This window comes from Winogradskyella sp. (genome assembly GCF_045105575.1).
In the GTDB taxonomy this organism is placed as follows: Bacteria; Bacteroidota; Bacteroidia; order Flavobacteriales; family Flavobacteriaceae; genus Winogradskyella.
The window spans coordinates 36,416-56,608 of record NZ_JBGCDQ010000040.1 but is presented as its reverse complement, the minus strand read 5'-3'; the positions used below and the strand labels follow the sequence as shown (position 1 = coordinate 56,608).

General features: G+C 34.2%; 13 protein-coding genes. 6 read left to right on the top strand and 7 right to left on the bottom strand.

Features of this window, described 5'->3' with window-relative positions:
* The 6 genes from AB8B52_RS09860 to AB8B52_RS09835 all read right to left on the bottom strand — a co-directional run.
* A partial coding sequence (locus tag AB8B52_RS09860) for a hypothetical protein (RefSeq protein ID WP_406027607.1) occupies positions 1 to 318 on the bottom strand: 318 nt, incomplete at its 3' end.
* A gap of 474 nt (positions 319 to 792) precedes the next feature.
* The gene (locus AB8B52_RS09855; RefSeq protein ID WP_406027605.1) at positions 793 to 1,479 is read right to left on the bottom strand and encodes a hypothetical protein; all 687 of its coding nucleotides are present in this window, start codon (positions 1,477 to 1,479) and stop codon (positions 793 to 795) included.
* A gap of 293 nt (positions 1,480 to 1,772) precedes the next feature.
* Positions 1,773 to 2,615 carry a hypothetical protein gene (locus AB8B52_RS09850; RefSeq protein ID WP_406027603.1) on the bottom strand — a complete coding sequence of 281 codons (843 nt, stop codon included), beginning with the start codon at positions 2,613 to 2,615 and terminating at the stop codon, positions 1,773 to 1,775.
* Positions 2,616 to 3,049: 434 nt separating this feature from the next.
* A complete protein-coding gene (locus tag AB8B52_RS09845) occupies positions 3,050 to 3,355 on the bottom strand; it encodes a hypothetical protein (protein WP_406027601.1) in 306 nt (101 codons plus the stop codon).
* A 128-nt stretch (positions 3,356 to 3,483) separates the two neighbouring features.
* Complete coding sequence (locus AB8B52_RS09840; protein WP_406027599.1) at positions 3,484 to 3,840, bottom strand: bleomycin resistance protein; 357 nt, start codon at positions 3,838 to 3,840, stop codon at positions 3,484 to 3,486.
* A 108-nt stretch (positions 3,841 to 3,948) separates the two neighbouring features.
* On the bottom strand, positions 3,949 to 6,432 hold the full coding sequence (locus tag AB8B52_RS09835; RefSeq protein WP_406027597.1) for a M14 metallopeptidase family protein: 2,484 nt from the start codon (positions 6,430 to 6,432) through the stop codon (positions 3,949 to 3,951).
* A 114-nt stretch (positions 6,433 to 6,546) separates the two neighbouring features.
* Here AB8B52_RS09835 and bshC point away from each other — a divergent pair, with 114 nt between their 5' ends.
* Positions 6,547 to 8,142 (top strand): bacillithiol biosynthesis cysteine-adding enzyme BshC, encoded by a 1,596-nt coding sequence (bshC, locus tag AB8B52_RS09830; RefSeq protein WP_406027595.1) that lies wholly within the window; start codon positions 6,547 to 6,549, stop codon positions 8,140 to 8,142.
* Between the two features lie 33 nt (positions 8,143 to 8,175).
* Here the strand turns inward: bshC and AB8B52_RS09825 are convergent, their stop codons facing one another.
* Positions 8,176 to 9,987 carry a tetratricopeptide repeat protein gene (locus tag AB8B52_RS09825; RefSeq protein WP_406027593.1) on the bottom strand — a complete coding sequence of 604 codons (1,812 nt, stop codon included), beginning with the start codon at positions 9,985 to 9,987 and terminating at the stop codon, positions 8,176 to 8,178.
* A gap of 228 nt (positions 9,988 to 10,215) precedes the next feature.
* Between AB8B52_RS09825 and AB8B52_RS09820 the strand changes: the two genes are divergently transcribed.
* From AB8B52_RS09820 to AB8B52_RS09800, 5 genes are all read left to right on the top strand, one after another.
* Positions 10,216 to 10,863 (top strand): hypothetical protein, encoded by a 648-nt coding sequence (locus AB8B52_RS09820; RefSeq protein ID WP_406027591.1) that lies wholly within the window; start codon positions 10,216 to 10,218, stop codon positions 10,861 to 10,863.
* Between the two features lie 82 nt (positions 10,864 to 10,945).
* Complete coding sequence (locus AB8B52_RS09815) at positions 10,946 to 11,491, top strand: T9SS type A sorting domain-containing protein (RefSeq protein ID WP_406027589.1); 546 nt, start codon at positions 10,946 to 10,948, stop codon at positions 11,489 to 11,491.
* Between the two features lie 32 nt (positions 11,492 to 11,523).
* The gene (locus tag AB8B52_RS09810; RefSeq protein ID WP_406027587.1) at positions 11,524 to 13,740 is read left to right on the top strand and encodes a hypothetical protein; all 2,217 of its coding nucleotides are present in this window, start codon (positions 11,524 to 11,526) and stop codon (positions 13,738 to 13,740) included.
* Between the two features lie 26 nt (positions 13,741 to 13,766).
* The gene (locus AB8B52_RS09805; protein WP_406027585.1) at positions 13,767 to 19,439 is read left to right on the top strand and encodes a T9SS type A sorting domain-containing protein; all 5,673 of its coding nucleotides are present in this window, start codon (positions 13,767 to 13,769) and stop codon (positions 19,437 to 19,439) included.
* Positions 19,436 to 20,134, top strand: coding sequence for a hypothetical protein (locus AB8B52_RS09800; protein WP_406027583.1), 699 nt, complete (start codon positions 19,436 to 19,438; stop codon positions 20,132 to 20,134). Before AB8B52_RS09805 ends, AB8B52_RS09800 begins: the two co-directional genes overlap by 4 nt.
* Positions 20,135 to 20,193: the final 59 nt, after the last annotated feature.

Genomic DNA, 20,193 nt, shown 5'->3' with positions numbered 1-20,193 from the left:
TTCTACTTGAGGTTTTCTTGTATAATCCCAAGTTCCATCTGGATTCGTCCAATCACTTGCATTATTTGCACCCGCTCCATTAGAAGGAAGTCCGCATAACCATAATGAAAGAAAATCAGGTAAAGGGTCGCCTTGATTTCGTATCAAGATTTGCGTTTCTCCTACACCACCAAAAGGCAAACTAGTGAGGTCAACAGTTTCAGGAAAAGTATCGTCGATAATTTCGTTTGCATCATCTGATTTATTACAGCTTATAATTGTAAACAAAGTTACAAACAAGCAAATGCTCGTTGTTTTGAAATAATTTTTGTAGGTCATAATTGATTTATTTGGTACTTGGACTTTCTTCTTTCTAAAAGGTTTAATTCGAAGATGGATTTTAATTGGCTACAATAAGCTCTGAAAACAATGATTATATTATTTTTTATCAAGCTTCATAACAAGCTAGTTGAAAAAGAAGATAAAGTCAAGGGCTAAAAAATAAGTGAGTTAAAAGTGAATTTTTTCTAATCATATTACAAGGTTTTGAGTGTAAAATATACTTTTCCTTATAATTTAAATCATTGATTTAATCGAATTTCTTAACATAATTAGTTGACAATTAAGGGATTGTGATGTTGTTAAAGTCCGACTAATTATAACTGTGGTTTAGAAAAAGCTAAAGCACTCTACTTGGAAGTTAAAAAGATGATGGACTAGTACTCTAATCCTATTGATAAAATCGATTTTAAATCTATTGAAGCGCAATTGAAAAAAATTGGACGCAGCAGTTGGTCAAACAACCTCTTTAAATTATAAAGAAGACGATATTAAATCACCACGAATTTCAAACGGATGAAAACGTGAAAATAACTCTTCAGAATACCAACCCAGTTCTCGTGTTTTTTTAACCATATCCGCATGTTTTTCATTTTTATACGCATAGCTCATCATGTCAATACCAGTGTCCCAAAGTGAAAATGTGGCTTGCATCAATATAGGCCATTCGCCAATACCTTTAGAAAAGCGCAGTCCTTGATGACCAATCATAGATTTTGAAACGGATGGTACATATTTCCAAAATTTATACGCTAATTTCGGTTTAATGGTGGCTCTTGTAATTACGGCAATAGGTTGGTTTTCGTCATAACTTGCTGAAGCTATAAAAGGTTCTTGTTGACTCCACTGACCATGCGCTTTTATGGAATGCATTAAAACATGACTAAAGTTTGATGCCGTTTTGCTGTACTCAGCAATAACATCCGACGTTAAAAATTGCTTGGCTTGGGCTTCGGTATCAAACACGGTAAGTAAGCCAAAGGTTGAAAAATCTGGCCAAATGGAAAACCCATTGCCACTGCCACTGCCTAACGGTTTCCAAAAGGTTAGGCCATCAATGGCTTGCCCTAGTAAAGGCGATCTACCCATATTAGCAAAAGCTTGCCATTTGGACTTGAACCCTTCATACTTAAAAAATGAAATTACCGTAGTTTGTGGCATATAAAATCGAAACTATTGAAATGTAAAGATAAAACCTATCTGCTACTTTAGTTAAGGAATTTTGTTAACAGTTTCTTACAATTCGAAAATAAAAATTAGGATTATACTAAGGTATGCTTACTGTTTCTAAAATATTGAAGAGCTCACAAGTTTTAAAAACCTGTGAGGTCTAATGAAAGACTAGTTTGTTAATGATAATTCTAAAGCGATTAGATGATACTTTTTCCCTATTAATACAAGAATTAAATACTCTAGTTGCAATCAACTAAATAAGAGTCACTTTACATCACCCACTAAAACTTATGATAAAGACCAAAATTAAAAGCGGCTTGTTTGGCTACATTATTACCAAAAAAAGCACCACCAAAACCAGTGGTAATTCCAAACTTATCGGTAAGTTCTCCAATCGCTTTTAGACCGTAAGCACCAAAATCTTGGTCGTTAATATATAAGCCTGTAAAACTATTTTGTACAGGCAATACAATGGTACCGTTGTAAAATGATTTTACAACATCTACAAAAGCAATCAGCCAAATGCGCTTGGTGATTTTACGACCGACTTCTCCACCAATTTTGAAGTTAGAGCTATAATCATTCGTTCTAATATTAGCACCAATAAAACTTTGTACATACGTTTTACCAAAACTACGTCCTGCCGTTAAAAGAGGTGTAAACGTGTAGGCATCGTAACCTGTTCTAATTCCAGAACGTTCATCGTAAATTCCTGTGTTGGCCTCTACTGTAAATTGTCCAGAAATTAGCCAGTCTTTATTGTAAAAATTGTGTTTGAGACCAATTTCCACGTTACCAAAAGCGGTTTCATTAAAATCTTGCGAACAGTCTCCACCACAATCAATGCGAGGATCTTCAAAATCGTTTACTGTAATAAGCTTAAGCGGAAGATTAACAATTAAAGTGGTTTTGTTAGAAAGGCCATAATCTCCATAAAGTTGAAGGGTGTTATCAGAAATCTCAGCTGGGACCTCAAAATCCGGATTACCAAAAAAGGTATTATAATTTGGTATTGTGGTATAGGTTAATTGTGTATAAAACTGACCTTGTTCTTTGGTCCATGGGCTTTGAGAAAGCGCAGTAAGACTAAAACATAAAGCCAAAATGATAAAACGAGTTTTCATGGATTTTGATGTATTTTTAGTGGATTGAGAATCAAATTTGCATTTGGGTAATGGTCTCTTTAAAACGCCTATTTTTATGTCATTGTTATGCTTAAAAGCGTTTAGTGGGATAAAATTATTAAACCTAACAATATGTCTTGTTGAAAGTTTAGAAATCGAGTCGAGAAAATTTAAAAAGAATAAGATTTCAAAAATTACTAGAGCTAGTTTATATTAATTTTTAACTGAACTACTTTAGAGTTACTAATCACAAAACCAAACAAATAGCATTATTAAATGTGACGTTTTCTTTAAATAGGTGTCTTATTAGTAAATCCCTTATTATGAGAAATCCAGTACGACACAACAGAATGCAAATTGTTTTATTATCCTTTTACACACTGTTCAGTGTATTGGTTTGGCATTTTGCTTTTTAGATTTATACTAGAACGTCGCTATGATTTCCATTCTCCCTCAAGCTGCTTTAATCGTTCATGTAATTTTAAAAGCGAATCATTTTCTATTGCAGAAATTTCAATTGTGAGGCTTTTATCATCTGTTTTAAGAATGTATTCACCTGCAAAATGGTTAACAACTTGAATATCTTCTAAAACTAAAGACTTACCAAAAAGCCAATTTTCTTTAATAATTCCGTTGTCGATACTAAGGTATTTCGCTTTGTTGCCTTGATAATACATAGCAAGATAGATTGCCGCTAATAAAAACCAGATGTAGTTAAACCAGCTTTGGTTGTCTGCCATTGCCACTTGTATAATTCCATTAAAAAGCCAAACACAACCCAGAATGAGGTTAGTACGTTGGTGTTTTTTTTGTAATGAATCTTCATCTTTACATTTTATATAAAAATAATAAAAAGGTAATTTATAAACTAAATAGTATCGCCAAAAGTCAATAAATTAGAATCAGGATCGAGCAAAGCAAATTCTTTTTGTTGCCAAGGTTTTAATTCTAAGTGTCCGTTAGGATGAATTTCAACATTGGCTTTTATATAAGCTAGATATAAGGTTTCAATATCATTTGTTCTGATGTAAACCTGTCCGTAATTTTCTTTAGGATCTAAATCTTTAAACTCAAAAAAATGAATTTGAATACTATCTTTTTCTAGCATTAAATAACCCTCATAATCTTTAGTGCCAAACGGTTTAAAGCCTAATTTATTTATGTAGTAATCTTTGGTAATGGCTTTATTTCGCATTGGTAATTTTGGATGACTGGCTGTGAGCATAGTATTGTCATTTTCACTTGTTACATGTAAATATTATGATTATCAGATAGTTACAATGAGTCTATAGGCGCATGTCTAAAAGCAACGCAGTATAGGTTTTACTTTCAATTACAATTCATAAGCATTGTTATTCACAAAGAAAATAGCATTCACTAAAAACAGTTTTCCATTTTCCCAAAAGCTTCTAAACATTGTATTATCTACCATATAAATAAAACTTCCGTTACCCATACGCTCTTCACCAAAAACTAAGGTCTCATCTAGTTGCTTTAAGGCCTTTTTGCCTGCGAAACCAGAATAGACTTTAGTGTCTTTTAAGTACGCCACGTTATAACCACTATCGAGCAAACTATAAGCTGTACTGCCTAATTTTAAAGTAAAATAATTAGCGTCGTAACCAAAAGCCATAGGATGCGTGTTATCTACAGCTGTATTAAAAATTGCTCCTGTAATAAGATTGTTGCTATACGCACGCTCACGATCTGCATAAGCGGTTAAGTTGTTGTCGTCGTCCTCTTCTGTAGCTGTATCTTTATAGGCTAAGCTAAACCCATCTTTACCTGCAAAACTGCGCAGTGCTCCGTCAATAGCAATAACTTTTCCACCTTTATTGACCCATGTTTTTAATTTGGTAAGGTTAGCCTCATTTAATACGCTTCCGTAGTAACCATTTGGGATTATGAGCACATTGTACTTGTCTAAGTTTGTACTTCCTAAGTGATCTGTATTAATTGAAGTGAGTGGGTAGTTCAGTTGTGTTTCAAAGAAATGCCAAATTTCTCCATAGCTTAAAGAATTGGTGCCTTTACCAGAAAGTACTGCAACGTTTTGTTTGTTTACTAATTTAATATCTGGTGAGCCAATGTCTGGTGTGGTTTGCGAAAACCCTGTATTAATTTCAGTCAAGGCTTGTCCGTGTTTTTGAGCAATGGTATTTAAAATCGTGACCATTTTTTCAATATGTTTATTATCTCCTTTGGTAATAATGAGAGAACCACGTTTAAATGTTTTGTTTTTTGATGAAAATGGCTTTTCGGTAAAACGGACTTTAAAATTGTGTTTTAATAGGTCTGCCAAAAACTGCGCATCATCCATAGCATCCCATTTACTCACATAACCATAAGCATCATTTAAAGTTTGAAGCGTTTTTTTACCAAGAAGCAAGGCGCTTGGTACTTTGCTTGTGCTTGCAATAGCTTCTAATCCATACGCGTAAGGTACGGACCACGCTGTAATATCGTAAGTTAACGAATCTGACAGTTTAGCATTAGGCTCAAACAATACTTTTACCATTTTACCTTTGGGTTGGCTGGTATGCACAACCAGATCGCTAGCACCTAAATTTAAACTGCCTTGTGCACCTGTACTGTATTTAAAACCAGAAACTTTAGTGCCTGTTGGGTTTTCAAATTGAATATCGTGTTTACTTAAAAGGACTTTCAAATTTTTCAATTTGTCTTCGTTGCCTTTAACGACGTAACTTTTATATTTTAAATCATCATTATTAAAGAATTTAGCAAATTCGGTATTTAGTTTAGTAGCATTCTTAGAGGCCATTTCAACGGTTGAAATTCCTGTTGTGGTATGGTGTGTTAACCGTTCTACCAAAGTTAAAACATGGCCTTCGTCATTCAAAATGCCTAAGCCAGCCATGCCGTGTCCACCTTGCTCGTAAGTCATTCCCATAGCTCCCATATACGTTGGGTAGGTATCTCCGTAACTTGGATAAAATAAATCGAAACGTTCTCTGGTAAAAAATAACCAACCTTCCGCATCAAAATACTTCGCGTGATTTTTACCGATTTGTGTTTGAAAATCGCGTTGCCAATCCGTTATAATTTCATGAAATGGTTCAGCAGCGGGAGCAAAATAATACGGTTCATTGATGCCTTGCTCATGAAAATCGACATGCACATGTGGCATCCATTTATTGTAAATTTCTAGGCGTTGTTGGGTTTCAACTTGCGTTGCCCAAGCCCAATCTCTGTTGAGGTCAAAAAGATAGTGGTTTGGTCGTCCGCCTGGCCAAGGTTCCTTGTGTTCACTAGCTTGTGGATCGATATTATAAGGTTGGTTAGCCGTTTCGTTATACCAATTGACATAACGATCACGACCATCAGGATTGATACTTGGGTCAATAATCACTACCGTATTTTTAAGTAAGTCTTTTTGTTCCGTTAACAGTTGGTAAAACGTTAACATGGCAGCTTCTGTACTCGATGCTTCGTTGCCATGCACATTATAACTCAACCAAACAATAGCAACATCTGTACCGCTTGGTGTACCATCGATTAAACCTACATGTTTTAAATTATTTTGACGTATGGTTTCTAAATTCTTAATATTGGATTCACTAGAAACATAAGCCACATATAAACCGCGACGTTCATTAGTTTCGCCATATTTTTCAAGCTTTACTTGGTTTGGTGCTTGCTTTTCTATCGTTTTAAAATAATCGACGACTTGGTGGTGACGACTAAATTGTGTGCCAATATCGTAACCTAAAAAGCTGCTTGGTGACGAGATGTTTTGTGCAATTACTGACACTTGGAAACTAAAAAGAACAAGAAGAGAAATACCTAATTTTTGCATTGAAGTTGATTTTATTTTGATGCTAGTAAAGATACATTGCTAAGGTGAATTAACTAAAAATTAGTAATTAAAATATTGAAGAGCCTTATATTTAGCCCATAAATAAGTTCAATAATGCCAACCGACTATATTCCGTTTAGAGAAACTCATTATTTCTCAGATTTTATTTGCGATTATCTTAATGAAAAAGTAGAGTTAAAAGACTTTTATCATAGGTTTCCGAATGTGGATAATTTTGAAGCGCAGATTGAAGAAAAAAGTTTGTCTGTTCGAGCCCAGTCGAGAACGATTTTAGTTGACAGCCTAAAAAAGCAATACAAAAACTTAAACACGTCTGAAGCAACATTAAACCATATTGAAATTTTAAAAGAAGCTAACACCTTCACCATTACCACAGGTCACCAACTCAATTTATTTACAGGACCACTTTATTTTTTGTACAAGATCATTTCAACCATAAATCTTACGAAGCAGTTAAAAGCCACTTATCCCAGCTATAATTTTGTACCAATCTATTGGATGGCGTCTGAAGATCATGATTTTGAAGAAATCAATTATTTCAATTTTAGAGGAAAAAAAATACAGTGGAATAGCAAACAAACAGGTGCCGTCGGTCATTTTAACACCGAAGGTTTAGAGGCTGTTTTTGAAGTGATTTCGGCAGAATTTGGCGAAGGCAAAAATGCAGAACAATTAAAAATATGGTTTAAAGAAGCGTATCTCAATCATGATAATTTAGCCGATGCCACACGTTATTTGGCCAATGAATTATTTGGTGCGCATGGTTTGGTGATTTTAGATGCTGATGATAAAGATTTGAAACGTTTGTTTATTCCGAATCTTAAAAAGGAATTGATTGAACAAAAGGCTTTTAAAAGCGTTTCTGAAACCAATAAAAAGCTAGAAAACTTAGATTTAAAAATTCAAGTGAATCCAAGAGAAATCAATCTATTTTATATTTATAATGGTTTGCGCGAGCGGATTGTTGAAGAAAATAGAATATTTTCCGTCGTAAATACAGATATTAAATGGAACGCGTCGGAAATATTGCAACACCTCGAAGAATTCCCAGAACGCTTTTCACCCAACGTCATTATGAGACCGTTGTATCAAGAAGTGATTTTGCCCAACCTCTGTTACATTGGTGGAGGTGGAGAACTTATTTATTGGTTGCAACTAAAATCTAATTTTGAAGCGCAAGGTGTCATTTTTCCGATGTTATTATTGCGAAATTCGGCTGTAGTAAAAACTCAAAAGCAAGCCGAAAAACTTGAAAATCTCAACATTTCTAATCACGATTTATTTTTAAACCGCAATGCCTTCATCAATAAAAAAGTGAGAAAAATATCGAATATAGACATCGATTTCTCAGAACAAATTGAACATTTAGAAGGGCAATTCAAAAATTTATATGAATTAGCAGCACAAACCGATGCTTCTTTTGTTGGTGCAGTTAAAGCTCAAGAAGTGAAACAAATAAAAGGGTTGAAGCATTTGGAAAGACGCTTATTAACAGCCCAAAAGCGAAAATTGAAAGATCAAATAGAGCGTTGTACAGAACTGCAAGAGCAACTCTTTCCAAATAAAAGTTTACAAGAACGCAATACTAATTTTTCGGAATTGTATTTGGAATTTGGTGATGAGTTAATTCCTGAATTGATGACATCTTTAGAGCCTTTAAAAGGTGAATTCACAATGATTACCATTTAGAGCGTACGACATTTGGCAGCTAAGCATACAAGTTTAAAGTTCAATAACCAATTCTTGTAACGAGTCTTCAGTAGTTAAGTTGAGCTTTTTTCGTAGTCGATAACGTGCTTTCTTTACACCTTCAGTTGAAATGTTTAGGATGTTGGCAATTTCTTTACTAGAGAGGTTCATCTTTAAAAGCGACATTAATCGCAGATCGTTATTACTCACTTCAGGATAATTTCGCATTACCTTTGCATTAAAGTCTTTGTGGACATCTTCAAAATAGCTTCTAAACTGTTCCCAATTATTATCATTGTGAATGTCTAGGTTTATGGTATTAATGACTTTTTGGTAGTTTCTAGCATTCGGACTGCTAGATTTTAGTGCTTTTAATTGCGATTTTAAATCTAAAAGCACTTCATTCTTATGTGCCAAGTGTAAGGCATGTGTGGTGAGTTCTTTTTCTTTAAATGCTAAATCGTTATCTAGTTTTTCGCGTTCAATTTTATTTCGTTTCATTTTTTCACGTAAGCCATAAACGATCGCAAAAGCTAAGGCCAAAGCACCAATAAGTGAAATTAGGAGAAAAAGTTTTTCATTTTCAGCTTTTTGTTTTCGTTCTTCTAAAAGTTTAATGTCATTTGTTTTAATGATGAGCTCTTTTTCTTTTTTTTCGGATTGGTATTGAACTTCCAACTCATTCATACGTTCAATATTTTCTTTACTTAAAATCTCATCATGCAGCTTGTGATAATCGGTATGGAATTCATACGCTTTTTTATAACGTCCTAAACCAGCATACGCTTTTGAGAGTTCTAACAAGTCTCCAATTTTCTTTTTACGCGTCCCTGTTTCATCGGCTATTGTTATGGCTTCTTTTAAGTGCTTTAATGCGTTTCTGTAGTCTCCTTTTTTATTGTAAACCTCTCCTAGATGTCTTAGATTTAAACCGATTAGTGAGGTTTCTCCATATTGCTTGCTTATAACTAATGATTTTTTAAAATAATCTTCGGCGATAGCTAAACTATCTAATTGTAAGTAAGCCCATCCTAAATTATCATACGCTCCTGCCAAATCGTTGTTGAAGTTATTCGCTTTAGCATATTTAATTTTTTCTAAAAATAAGGGTATCGCTTCTTCATAGTTGCCAAGGTTATTTTTGTTGATGGCAATATTGTTTTTGACGGATTCTAAATCATGGTTAAGATTTAATTTTTCGTAAATCGCTTTAGCTTTTTCATAGTACTGATTAGAGATATCGTAATTTCCAATATCTCCATGGATGTTACCTATATTCCAATAGCTCGCTGCGATGCTTTCTTCAGTATCTCCGATTTTTTCTTTTAGTTTGAGACTTTTCATGTGTGTTTCTAAACAGTCTTTAAAACGTCCCATGCTGCTTAATACAAGTGCTTTATTATTTAAAGCATAAGACACTTGCTCCATATTATTAAGTTCCGTGTACATATCTATGACAATATCAAAGAGTGAATCTGCTTTTTTGTATTGAGAGGTCATGTTATGATAAACACCCAAATAGTTTGTGGTTCTGGCTATAAACTCTTTGTGGTTTAATCGTTTTGCTAAGACGATAGTGCTATCTAAATATGGTTTAGAAGCTAAAGGATCTACATAAATATAATCTGCCCACAATTTGGCATACGTAATAATTTGTGTGGTGTCTGTTTGTGTCGCTGCTAATTGAAGTAAACTATCTACACGTTTTTGATTTTGGGCAAGTCCTATTTGAAAGCTAAATATAAAAATCAAAATAAGGGGTGGACATAATTTGTCCACCTTAAGGCAAGTCTCTATAAGTTTTTCAGCAAAAGGGACAATGACGGATGTTTTAGAAGGATTCATGGTTTGTAAGGATTAGATGATTTAAGTAAACACGCTTACTTGTTTTGTTTTAAAATACTGAATATCAATTATTTGTATTTTTATAAAATAGTGTTGTCTACTAATAATAAAGATCATTAAAATTCTAAAAAAGCTCATTTTTTAGTGGTGGACAAAAGGTGGACATGGACAGTTTTACGTAAAATGAGGGGTTATTTTCTCTAATATTGTTAGAACAAAACTGATTTCATGTTTAAAAATTACACCATCCTAACTGTTGTTTTACTGATGAGTTTTTCAAGTTTCTGTCAACAACTTTACTTTGATTTTGGCACAAGTGTAACAGCCTTTAGTTATGAAAATTCTCAAGGCAGACCTCTTAATAATTTGCTTTCAACTTCAAAATCGTATTACGGGATGGGTTATAGACAAGCTATTAACCATAGAAAAACAGTGTTTTTATCCTTAGGAGCAAGCTATAACAACTATGGAGCCATTGGCAGTGAAGCCAGTGTTGATAATTTTTTTGAATGGGATGTGGGTTACTTAGGTCTAAAAGCTGCATTAGGCCTAAAGCTCTTTGAATTAAGAGACCTTAGTTTTTTTGCAAATGTATCTATGGCTTCAGAATTTTTAATAAGAGGCAATCAAACCATAAATAATGATGTGTTTAATCTTGTTGGAGAACAGGCTTTTAATAAGACTATTTTTTTTCTGAGGGCTGGTGTAGAAATGCAGTATCCAATTTCTAGAAGTACAGCCATTTTTGTGGGTTACAATTACGGACAATCCATTCTAATAAACACACCAGATATCGGTGAAACTCTAAGATTTAATGCGCATCAATTTGGTTTGGGTTTTATAATAAACCTACCAAAATGCTACTGTAGTTATTAGATAATTGTTGTGCCAGTGGACAAAAGGTGGACATAAGGCAAAACGCTATGAGTTATGGTGATTTAATTATAAATTGAAAATTATGAATGATTTAAAACCGATGAAAAATCAGAATTATACTATGAAGTTAGTTGTATTTGCAGCACTAATTTGTGTTATGCAACAGTTTCAGGCGCAAGAAAATGCACCATATCGCATTATCAGCTCAAATGTTGGAAGTAGTGGTGCTTCGCATAGTATTGAAACTACTAAAGGCATTTACAACATAAGCCAAAGCATTGGTCAAGCCAGTGTTATCGGCACACATTCTGTTAATGGTTATGTGCTAAGGCAAGGCTATCAACAACCTTTGACTGGTAAAATTGATGTAAACACCTTTGACTATGAACTAAAAGCCAAAGTATATCCCAATCCATTTGACCAAGAAATAGCCATCAAATTTAGCTCGGTATTAAAACAAGACATTGAAATAATCTTATACGATATTAATGGAAAAGTGATACATAAACAACAATTTTTGCCAGCTCAACACATTAATGTAATGTTAAGCACCATTTCGGGTGGCACTTACTTTTTGGATGTGGTTTCAGGTAAAAAACGCTTCACTACAAAATTGATAAAAATTTAAAACTAAAACGCATACTTATAAAAACACAAATCATGAAAAAAATCCTAACCTTCGCCTTCTTTTTTTGTACTATGTTACAAGCCTTTGCACAAACCGATGGTCTTACGTATCAAGCTGTAATTATTGATCCAGATGCATTAGAATTACCAGGAGTTAATTCCGTAGGTAATTATCTTGTAGAAGAAGCCATCGCTATTCGTTTTACCATATTCGATGAGAATAATCAGTTGGAATTTCAAGAAATACAAAACACTATTACCGATGGTTTTGGACGTATAAATCTTTTAATTGGTGAAGGAAATCATGACTATTTTAAAGAAATGAATTGGAATGGCACACCAAAAGATCTACAGGTTGAAATAGATTTTGATGCTGGTAGTAATTTTGTATTTATGAGCAGAGAACCATTGACTTTTTTACCTTATGCTTATCACAGAAACATTACAGCTACAGGAACTTTAACCGTTGATGATAGAACATTTTTAAACGGAGAATTAGAAGTGGAAGGTCCAACCACTTTAGAAAGTACCTTGGATGTAATTAACCAGAATGCAACGAATCTTACAGGAAGTTTAACCGTTGGTGGCGAGACAAATATTAATGCTGTACTTAATGTTAATGGCAACAATCCAACAAACTTATCTGGTGATTTAACGGTAAGCGGACAAAGTACAACAAGCTTAACAGGTGATTTAACTGTAGGTATTAACACCCAATTGATCGGTAATTTAAATGTGTCAGGCGATACCTTTTTAGAAGATTTAACGGTTAATGGTGAAGCTAGTTTTGGTGATTTAGAAGCAACGAATTTGAAAGTTACGGACTCTACAACTTTAGAAGGTTCATTAAATATTAATACGCGAGCACAAGTGCGTGTTAATAGACTTTTTAATAACAACTTTCAAATTGACACCAATATTGACGACCATGTGATGCTTATCGAAGGAGGCCGACAAGGTTTAGCTATTAAAGTTCAAAACGGAAGAGATAATAATACAAATTTTATCACATTTTTTGATGAATTAAGAGAAGAATCTTGGGGAAGAATCGAAGGTGAACGCGCAGATGAATTTGAAAATAATCTGGATTATGAATTTGGTTATGACACTTTAGAATACGATTCTTACGATGCTATTTTTGATACAGGTGTTGCGGCATACGAATTTGCGAAATCTTTTGGCGAAATAGGTATTGCTTCTACATCTTCTACAGGCTGTGTTGGCATAGGTGCTTGTGTTACGGCACCAATTCCGTCTTGGATTATAGGTAGTACAGCACAATCTATTGTAGCTGGTTTGCAAATTGTTGTAGCTGCTGTTGGTGTTGGTATAACACAATCTAATCTAGATTATTACGAAGAATACAAAACCATGTTACAAGGTGTTACTTACGCTTCTGGTTCTGGTGACTATGCGGAATACTTACTAAGAGAAAATGGTAACGAAAAAATGGTCTATGGAGATATCGTTGGTGTAAAAGGTGGAAAAATTTCTAAGAACCTTGCAGGTGCAGAGCAATTGATGGTAGTGTCTTATAAACCAATAGTTCTGGGAAATATGCCACAACCTAATCGAGAAACTGAGTACGAGAAAGTGGCTTTTATGGGACAAGTGCCTGTAAAGGTTTATGGCAAGGTTGCTATTGGAGATTATATTATTCCTAGCGGTAAAAACGATGGTATTGGTATTGCTATTAAACCAGAGGAATTAAAAGCAAATCAACTAAAAGATATTGTTGGTATCGCTTGGTCTAGTAATGTAGGATCAACTAATTTTAGTTTAATTAATGCTGCGGTTGGTGTCAATAAAAACGATAGCAGTTTAATTATAGAACGATTAGAAACTAAGGTTGAATCGCAAGCTGAAGAAATTACAGATTTAAAAAATCAAATTGAAACTATCTTATCGAAAATCAATGCTATTGAAAATGGAGTAACAGGAGAACAATTAGCTTTAAATACAAATTCTAATGAAAAAGAAAGCCATTCAGAATACGAAGTTATCGCATCTACAGAAACCGATGTTATTTATCATAAAATTACTAGAGACGATTTTGAAAAAGGATTGCTGTTAGCCGAAGAAATGATATTGAATTCCAACAAAAATGGAGAAAACGAAAAGCTGGTCGAAGCGTTAAACAAGTTAAAAACAGACGCAGCTTACAAGACCAAGTTCTTTAATGAACTTCAACAGGGACTTGAGAAACAAATTCATTTTCATCAAGAAATTGACAAAAAAGGAAGACACTAAGATTTCATAGCTTAAACTGAATACCAATGGCTAATAAAGTTTTATTATCAGTAGTACTATTTCTATTTTCAATGTGCTTTTTAGAAGGGCAGACCACTATAATTCCAGATGCCAATTTTGAAAATTATTTAGAAACACACTCGGCAGATGGAGCAGTAGTGACTGTTGGAGATGCAGCTAGTATGGGAGATGGTATTGCTAACAATAGTTTGGTGCTAACCGAAAACATAACCGACGTATTACTTTTGGATGTTAGTGGTTTAGGTATTTCAGATCTTACAGGAATTGAAGATTTTTTAGCCCTCGAAAACCTATTTTGTAGTGATAATAACATAGAATCATTAAACATTACCAGTAATATAAATGTTGTGTCATTACTCTGCGGTTCTAATAGTCTTGCAGCTTTAGACCTTAGTAACAATGCCAATTTAGAAACCTTAAATTGTGCTGATAACCAAATTCAAAATTTAGATATTTCCAATAATTTATTATTGAAAAACTTAACAGCTTCAGGCAATCAGTTAACTGCTATCGACGTTTCAAATCACCCAGATTTAGCCTTATTAAGTGTTTCTAATAACAGAATTACAGGTGAGTTAGTACTGAACAACAATCCGAATCTAGAAAGTTTGTTTTGTGCATCAAACCAAATTACAACTTTAAACTTAGCCGCAAATACGGTTTTGAAAAACATCGACGCGTCTAACAATGCTCTAACCACTTTAGATTTAACCACTGTTAATTCAGTATTGTGTCCAGACCCACAAACAGACCCAGTGACGGTTTGTCAAGGTTTGGGTTCTGTTAATGTGTCTAGAAATCAACTCACATCTTTAGTCGTAACCAACGGTTTTAACGATTTATTTTCATCATTAAATGCCACTGAAAACCCAGATTTATTCTGCATTCAGATTGATGCTGGCTTTACTCCAACAACATGGCTCAAAGATGATTGGACTTACTACAGCGAAAATGCTTGTGTTGATATTTACACCTATGTACCTGATGATAATTTTGAACAAGCCCTGATCAACTTAGGCATTGACACTATTTTGGATAATTTGGTGCTCACAGCCAATATTAATATGTTGACGGATTTAAATGTTTCCAATGCTGGCATTTCTAGCCTCGTCGGAATCGAAGATTTTTTAGCTTTAGAAAATTTAGATTGCAGCACCAATAGTATTTCAGATTTAGACCTTAGAGAAAATACAGCCTTGCAGCAAATCGATATTACAAATAACGATTTAACCACATTAGACGTTTCGGAAAACACAGCGCTAACCACTTTTTACTGTGCTAGTAATTTTTTAGAGACGATTGATTTAAGTAACAATACCAGCTTAATACAACTCAATTGTTCTAACAATACATTAACCGCTTTAGACGTTACAAGTAATGTTCAATTAACCGATTTAGATACCTCTTTTAATGGTCTTGAAAGTTTGGATATTACTAATAACACATGGTTAGTAAGCTTGTTATCTAACAATAATAATTTGTTTGCATTAAACAGTAATAATGGTTCAAATAATTTAATGACCACGTTTAACGCTACTAATAATACCAATTTATTTTGTATTCAAGTCGATGATGTGGCTTTTTCAAATGCAGCGGCTGGTTGGCAAAAAGATAATATTGCTGATTACAACGTCACCTGTGGCACTTATATTCCCGATGATAATTTTGAACAAGCCTTAATTGATTTCGGTATTGATTCAGACAATACGCTTAATAATTTTGTGCCAACTGCAGATATTAATGCGCTTCTAACTCTAGATATTTCAGGTCTTGGCATTTCAGATTTCACAGGAATTGAAGATTTTACGGCTTTACAAAATTTAAATGGTTCTAATAATAATCTCACCAGTGTAGATTTTAGTTTCAATTTGGCTTTACAAATTTTAGACATGTCAAACAACGAGATCACCAATTTAGACCTCACTGCTAACACAGCTTTAACGACCTTACGTTGTCATACAAATGCCTTATTAACGCTTAATATCGAAAATGGAAACAACAATTTATTAACGTTTTTTGATGCTACAAATAATCCGAATTTATTCTGTATTAACATAGACGATGCCATTGTTGGAAATACTCCTGCAGCTTGGCAAAAGGATGAGGTCGCAAATTATAATGGCGATTGTGAGAATACGCGTTTTACAGCCATACCAGATGCTTTTTTTGAACAAGCTTTGATTGATTTAGGTTACGATGACGTCATCGATAACCAAGTATTAACCGCTAATATTGAACATATTCTCAATTTAAATGTCAACAACGAAGGCATTTCAGACTTAACAGGAATTCAAGATTTTAAATCCTTAATAGAACTCGATTGTAGTGGCAATTATTTAGAAACCCTAGATGTTAGTAACATGGCGTTTTTAGAACGGCTGAATTGCAGTTCTAATTTTTTAATGACTAATGATATTAATGATGCCAATGGGTTATTGAATACCACAGGTACAACGGCCTTAAAAGCATTATTCTGTGCTAATAATAATTTGAATAATCTCGATACGTCGCAAAACACAAACCTCGAAGTGTTGGATTGTGCAGATAATAATTTGTCTGAATTAACCATCAATAACAATGCCTTTTTAAGAATACTCAACTGTTCTAATAATGGTTTAATGAGTTTAGACATCAGCAGTAATCCAAGTTTAGAAACGGTTAATAGCGATAGTAATCAACTTACGGAGGTCATAACTCTAGCTACGAATAATACGACGTTAACGCATTTAAGTTGCGCCAATAACGACCTTCCAAATTTATTGGTTGCCAATTATGAAGCCTTAACGAATTTAAACGCTTCAGCCAATGATCTTACGCAACTTAATGTGACCTCTAATAGTAATTTAAGTACGCTATCGGTTTCCAATAATGAACTTATAAACATCGACCTTTCCAACAACGCTAATTTGGTAGCTGTTTTGGCATCTCAAAATAATTTAGCACAACTCGATGTAGCTGCAAATACTGTTTTAGAACGATTGAATGTTGATTTTAATAACCTTACGGAACTCGATTTAAATTCAAATGCAGTCCTTGAATTTCTGGCAACTTCAAATAACCAACTAACCATTTTAGATGTTAGTAATAATGCTAATCTCATCGAAGTTAATGTGAGCTCAAATCAATTGTCGAGTTTAATTTTGAACCCTAATTTAGGAACCTTAAAACAAATTAATGTCAGTAACAACCAACTCGAAGGCGATTTAGATTTAACCACAATGGCTCTTGCTGCTTGTGTTTTTCAACAGAATCAAACCGAATTTTGTCCAGAAACGATTGCCATAAATCTGTCTAACAATTTGTTGAGTTTTGTAAATATTCAAAACGGTATCAATACACAGATTGCCAATTTTAATGCTACCGGAAATCCAAATTTAGAGTGTATTCAAGTAGATGATGTCAATACAGTTGGTACCAGTTGGATTAAAGATGAGGCTACCGATTATAACGAGGATTGTAACTTTGGAGAAACCTTCGTACCAGATGATAATTTTGAACAAGCCTTAATAGATTTAGGTTACGACGTTGGGCCACTCAACGATTATGTACTTACCGCAACGATTGAAGTTTTAACCAATTTGGATGTGAGTGGTAGTGCCATAGCAGACTTAACAGGAATTGAAGATTTTACCGCATTAACAAATTTAAATGTATCTAATAACCTTCTGAATACAATAGATATTAGCAAAAATACCAATCTCGTAATTTTAGATTGTTCCAATAATCTATTAACTGATTTAGACCTTGCAACTCACACGTTTTTAGAACGTCTTGATTGTTCCAATAACACCATAAGTAGTCTCGATTTTAGTACAACGACCAACCTGTCGGACTTAAACATTTCAGAAAACACATTTACCAGTTTTTTACCAAGCGATGTGCCAGCACTTCAAGTGTTTAATAGCGATAATAATGCTATTGTTTCGCTCGATTTTCAGCAAAATCAGTTTCTAACCAGTATCAGTTGCCAATTTAATGCATTGGAAACGCTCAACATTAAAAACGGACAAAATGCCATTTTAACGAATTTGAATGCTGTAAGTAATCCTGATTTATTATGTGTAGAAACTGACAACGGAACAGTACCTTCAAATGCCACATGGACAATCGATGTAACGGCACAATTTGCAATTGATTGTTTTTTCGGACAAACCTTTGTACCAGACGATAATTTTGAACAAGCCTTAATTGATTTTGGTTATGATGCTGGCCCTTTAGACGATTATGTATTTACCGAAAATATAGAGGATGTTACTTTTTTAAATCTTAATGCACGCGAAATTTCAGACCTCACAGGTATTGAAGATTTCATCAACTTAACCAATCTTAATTTTGAAGACAATACCATTACAGCAGTAGATTTAAGTGCGAATTTATTATTGGTGAATTTGGATGCTTCAGGTAATTTACTTTTAAATTTAGACCTATCGCTACTAAGCAATTTAGTGAACTTGGATGTATCTAATAATGAGTTTGTAGCACTCAATTTTGAAGCGAATCTGTTGCTGTCAGATATAGATGTTTCAAACAATCTATTAACAAATTTAGAGGTAGCCATGTTGCCAGATTTAGAAGATTTAAACTGTGCGGCAAATCAGTTGAGCAGTTTAAATGTCACTCAAAACCCAAATCTAAGATTATTGTTTTGTCAGTCGAATCTGTTAATTGCAGACCAACTCAATATTCAAAATGGAAATAATGAAAACTTACAAGTGTTTAACGCTACAAATAATCCTGATTTAGGCTGTATTTTGGTAGACGACCCAGTGGCTGTCATTTCAAATACAGAGGGTATTTTCGATAATTGGCTTAAAGACGATTCAGCAACGTATCAAGTTATCTGCGACGATGTGGATAACGATGGCGTGCCAAACGAGGACGACCTTTGTCCAAATACCGATTTTGGAGCTGTTGTAGATTTTAATGGTTGCGCCACTGTTAATTTACCAAATGATAATTTTACGGTTTTAATTACAGGCGAAACCTGTTTAAATAGTAATAATGGTAAAATCACCATTACAGCTCAAGAAATTTATAGCTATACAGCAACGTTAACAGGCACCATTATTATGGAAAGTACTGGTGAGGTGTTTTATCAAGAATACAATTTTACAAATGATGTCGATATTTTCAACCTATTAGCAGACACCTATCGCATGTGCATTACGATAGAAGAATGGCCAGATTACGAAATTTGTTATACGGTTGTTATTACCCAACCCGACCCATTGCTTGTATTTGCAAGCCGACCTGCATTAGGCAACGACCTCAATTTAGATTTAGCAGGAAGCACTATTTATCATATTGAATTTAATGGAGACACATTAACAACGCATAATTCAACGATGACATTACCATTGCAACAGGGACTGAATACTTTAAAAGTCAGTACAGATTTAGAATGTCAAGGTATTTATGAAGAAAAGATACTACTGTCAGATGATTTTTTAGTGTACCCAAATCCTTTTCGTAACCAGATACATATTTACAACGGTAGCGAAGCAGAAGCGGTTGAGTTAGAAATTTATTCCGTTTTTGGGCCATTGGTTTTATCCAAAACTATAAATAATCATGGACGTGTGATGGAAGTAGATACGAGTCCATTAGCAGCAGGCATGTATCTTATTTCCGTAAAATCAAAGTCGATGTCATCCGTTCATAAAATGATAAAAGAATGAAAAAAATAAGCTACATATTATGTTGCGTCGTTATGATGTTCGGATGCAGTGATACCACGGACAATGGCAATAATGGCGGTGGAGGCGCACAAGATGAGCCTGTTGGAGTGCAATTGATATTTCCGCAAGAAGATGCTTTATGTAACGAAGGAACAGATATGACACCAACTGAAAGTACTGTTTTCTTTGAATGGCAACCCAATGACAATGCCGAAACATACACCTTGACTATCGAAAATTTAAACACTAATGCAGTATCGGAATTTGAAACTACAGACTTTATAGTTGCTGTAACTATAGCACGAGCCACACCATTTAGATGGCTTGTATCGTATAATCTTCAAGATGAAATAAAAGAAAGTGCACAGTGGAATTTTTATAATGCAGGCGAAGGAGTGCAGACGTATGCACCATTTCCTGCCGAAATCATTTCACCAACCATGGCAGAATCGTTGGCTACAACAAATTCAGTGACTTTAGAATGGTTAGGAAGTGATGTTGATAATGATATCGTTGCTTACGATGTCTATTTCGGAACCAATAATCCGCCAAGCATAAACACAAGTGCCATTACCGAAAACCAATGGGCCGTTGCTGTAACTTCTGGTACAATTTATTTTTGGAATGTGGTTACAACTGATGCTGCTGGTAATACTTCAGATTCTGGAGTGCATCAGTTTAGAGTGTTGGATTAAAGGATGCTTCTTCTACCGCTAAAGTTTAATTATAGGATTGTCCCCTTGAGAGTGTTTTA

Bases quoted from the DNA above. Each gene is read 5' to 3' on its own strand.
- AB8B52_RS09855 (WP_406027605.1), bottom strand. From the start codon at position 1,479: ATGCCACAAACTACGGTAATTTCATTTTTTAAGTATGAAGGGTTCAAG.
- AB8B52_RS09850 (WP_406027603.1), bottom strand. From the start codon at position 2,615: ATGAAAACTCGTTTTATCATTTTGGCTTTATGTTTTAGTCTTACTGCG.
- AB8B52_RS09845 (WP_406027601.1), bottom strand. From the start codon at position 3,355: ATGGCAGACAACCAAAGCTGGTTTAACTACATCTGGTTTTTATTAGCG.
- AB8B52_RS09840 (WP_406027599.1), bottom strand. From the start codon at position 3,840: ATGCTCACAGCCAGTCATCCAAAATTACCAATGCGAAATAAAGCCATT.
- AB8B52_RS09835 (WP_406027597.1), bottom strand. From the start codon at position 6,432: ATGCAAAAATTAGGTATTTCTCTTCTTGTTCTTTTTAGTTTCCAAGTG.
- bshC (WP_406027595.1), top strand. From the start codon at position 6,547: ATGCCAACCGACTATATTCCGTTTAGAGAAACTCATTATTTCTCAGAT.
- AB8B52_RS09825 (WP_406027593.1), bottom strand. From the start codon at position 9,987: ATGAATCCTTCTAAAACATCCGTCATTGTCCCTTTTGCTGAAAAACTT.
- AB8B52_RS09820 (WP_406027591.1), top strand. From the start codon at position 10,216: ATGTTTAAAAATTACACCATCCTAACTGTTGTTTTACTGATGAGTTTT.
- AB8B52_RS09815 (WP_406027589.1), top strand. From the start codon at position 10,946: ATGAATGATTTAAAACCGATGAAAAATCAGAATTATACTATGAAGTTA.
- AB8B52_RS09810 (WP_406027587.1), top strand. From the start codon at position 11,524: ATGAAAAAAATCCTAACCTTCGCCTTCTTTTTTTGTACTATGTTACAA.
- AB8B52_RS09805 (WP_406027585.1), top strand. From the start codon at position 13,767: ATGGCTAATAAAGTTTTATTATCAGTAGTACTATTTCTATTTTCAATG.
- AB8B52_RS09800 (WP_406027583.1), top strand. From the start codon at position 19,436: ATGAAAAAAATAAGCTACATATTATGTTGCGTCGTTATGATGTTCGGA.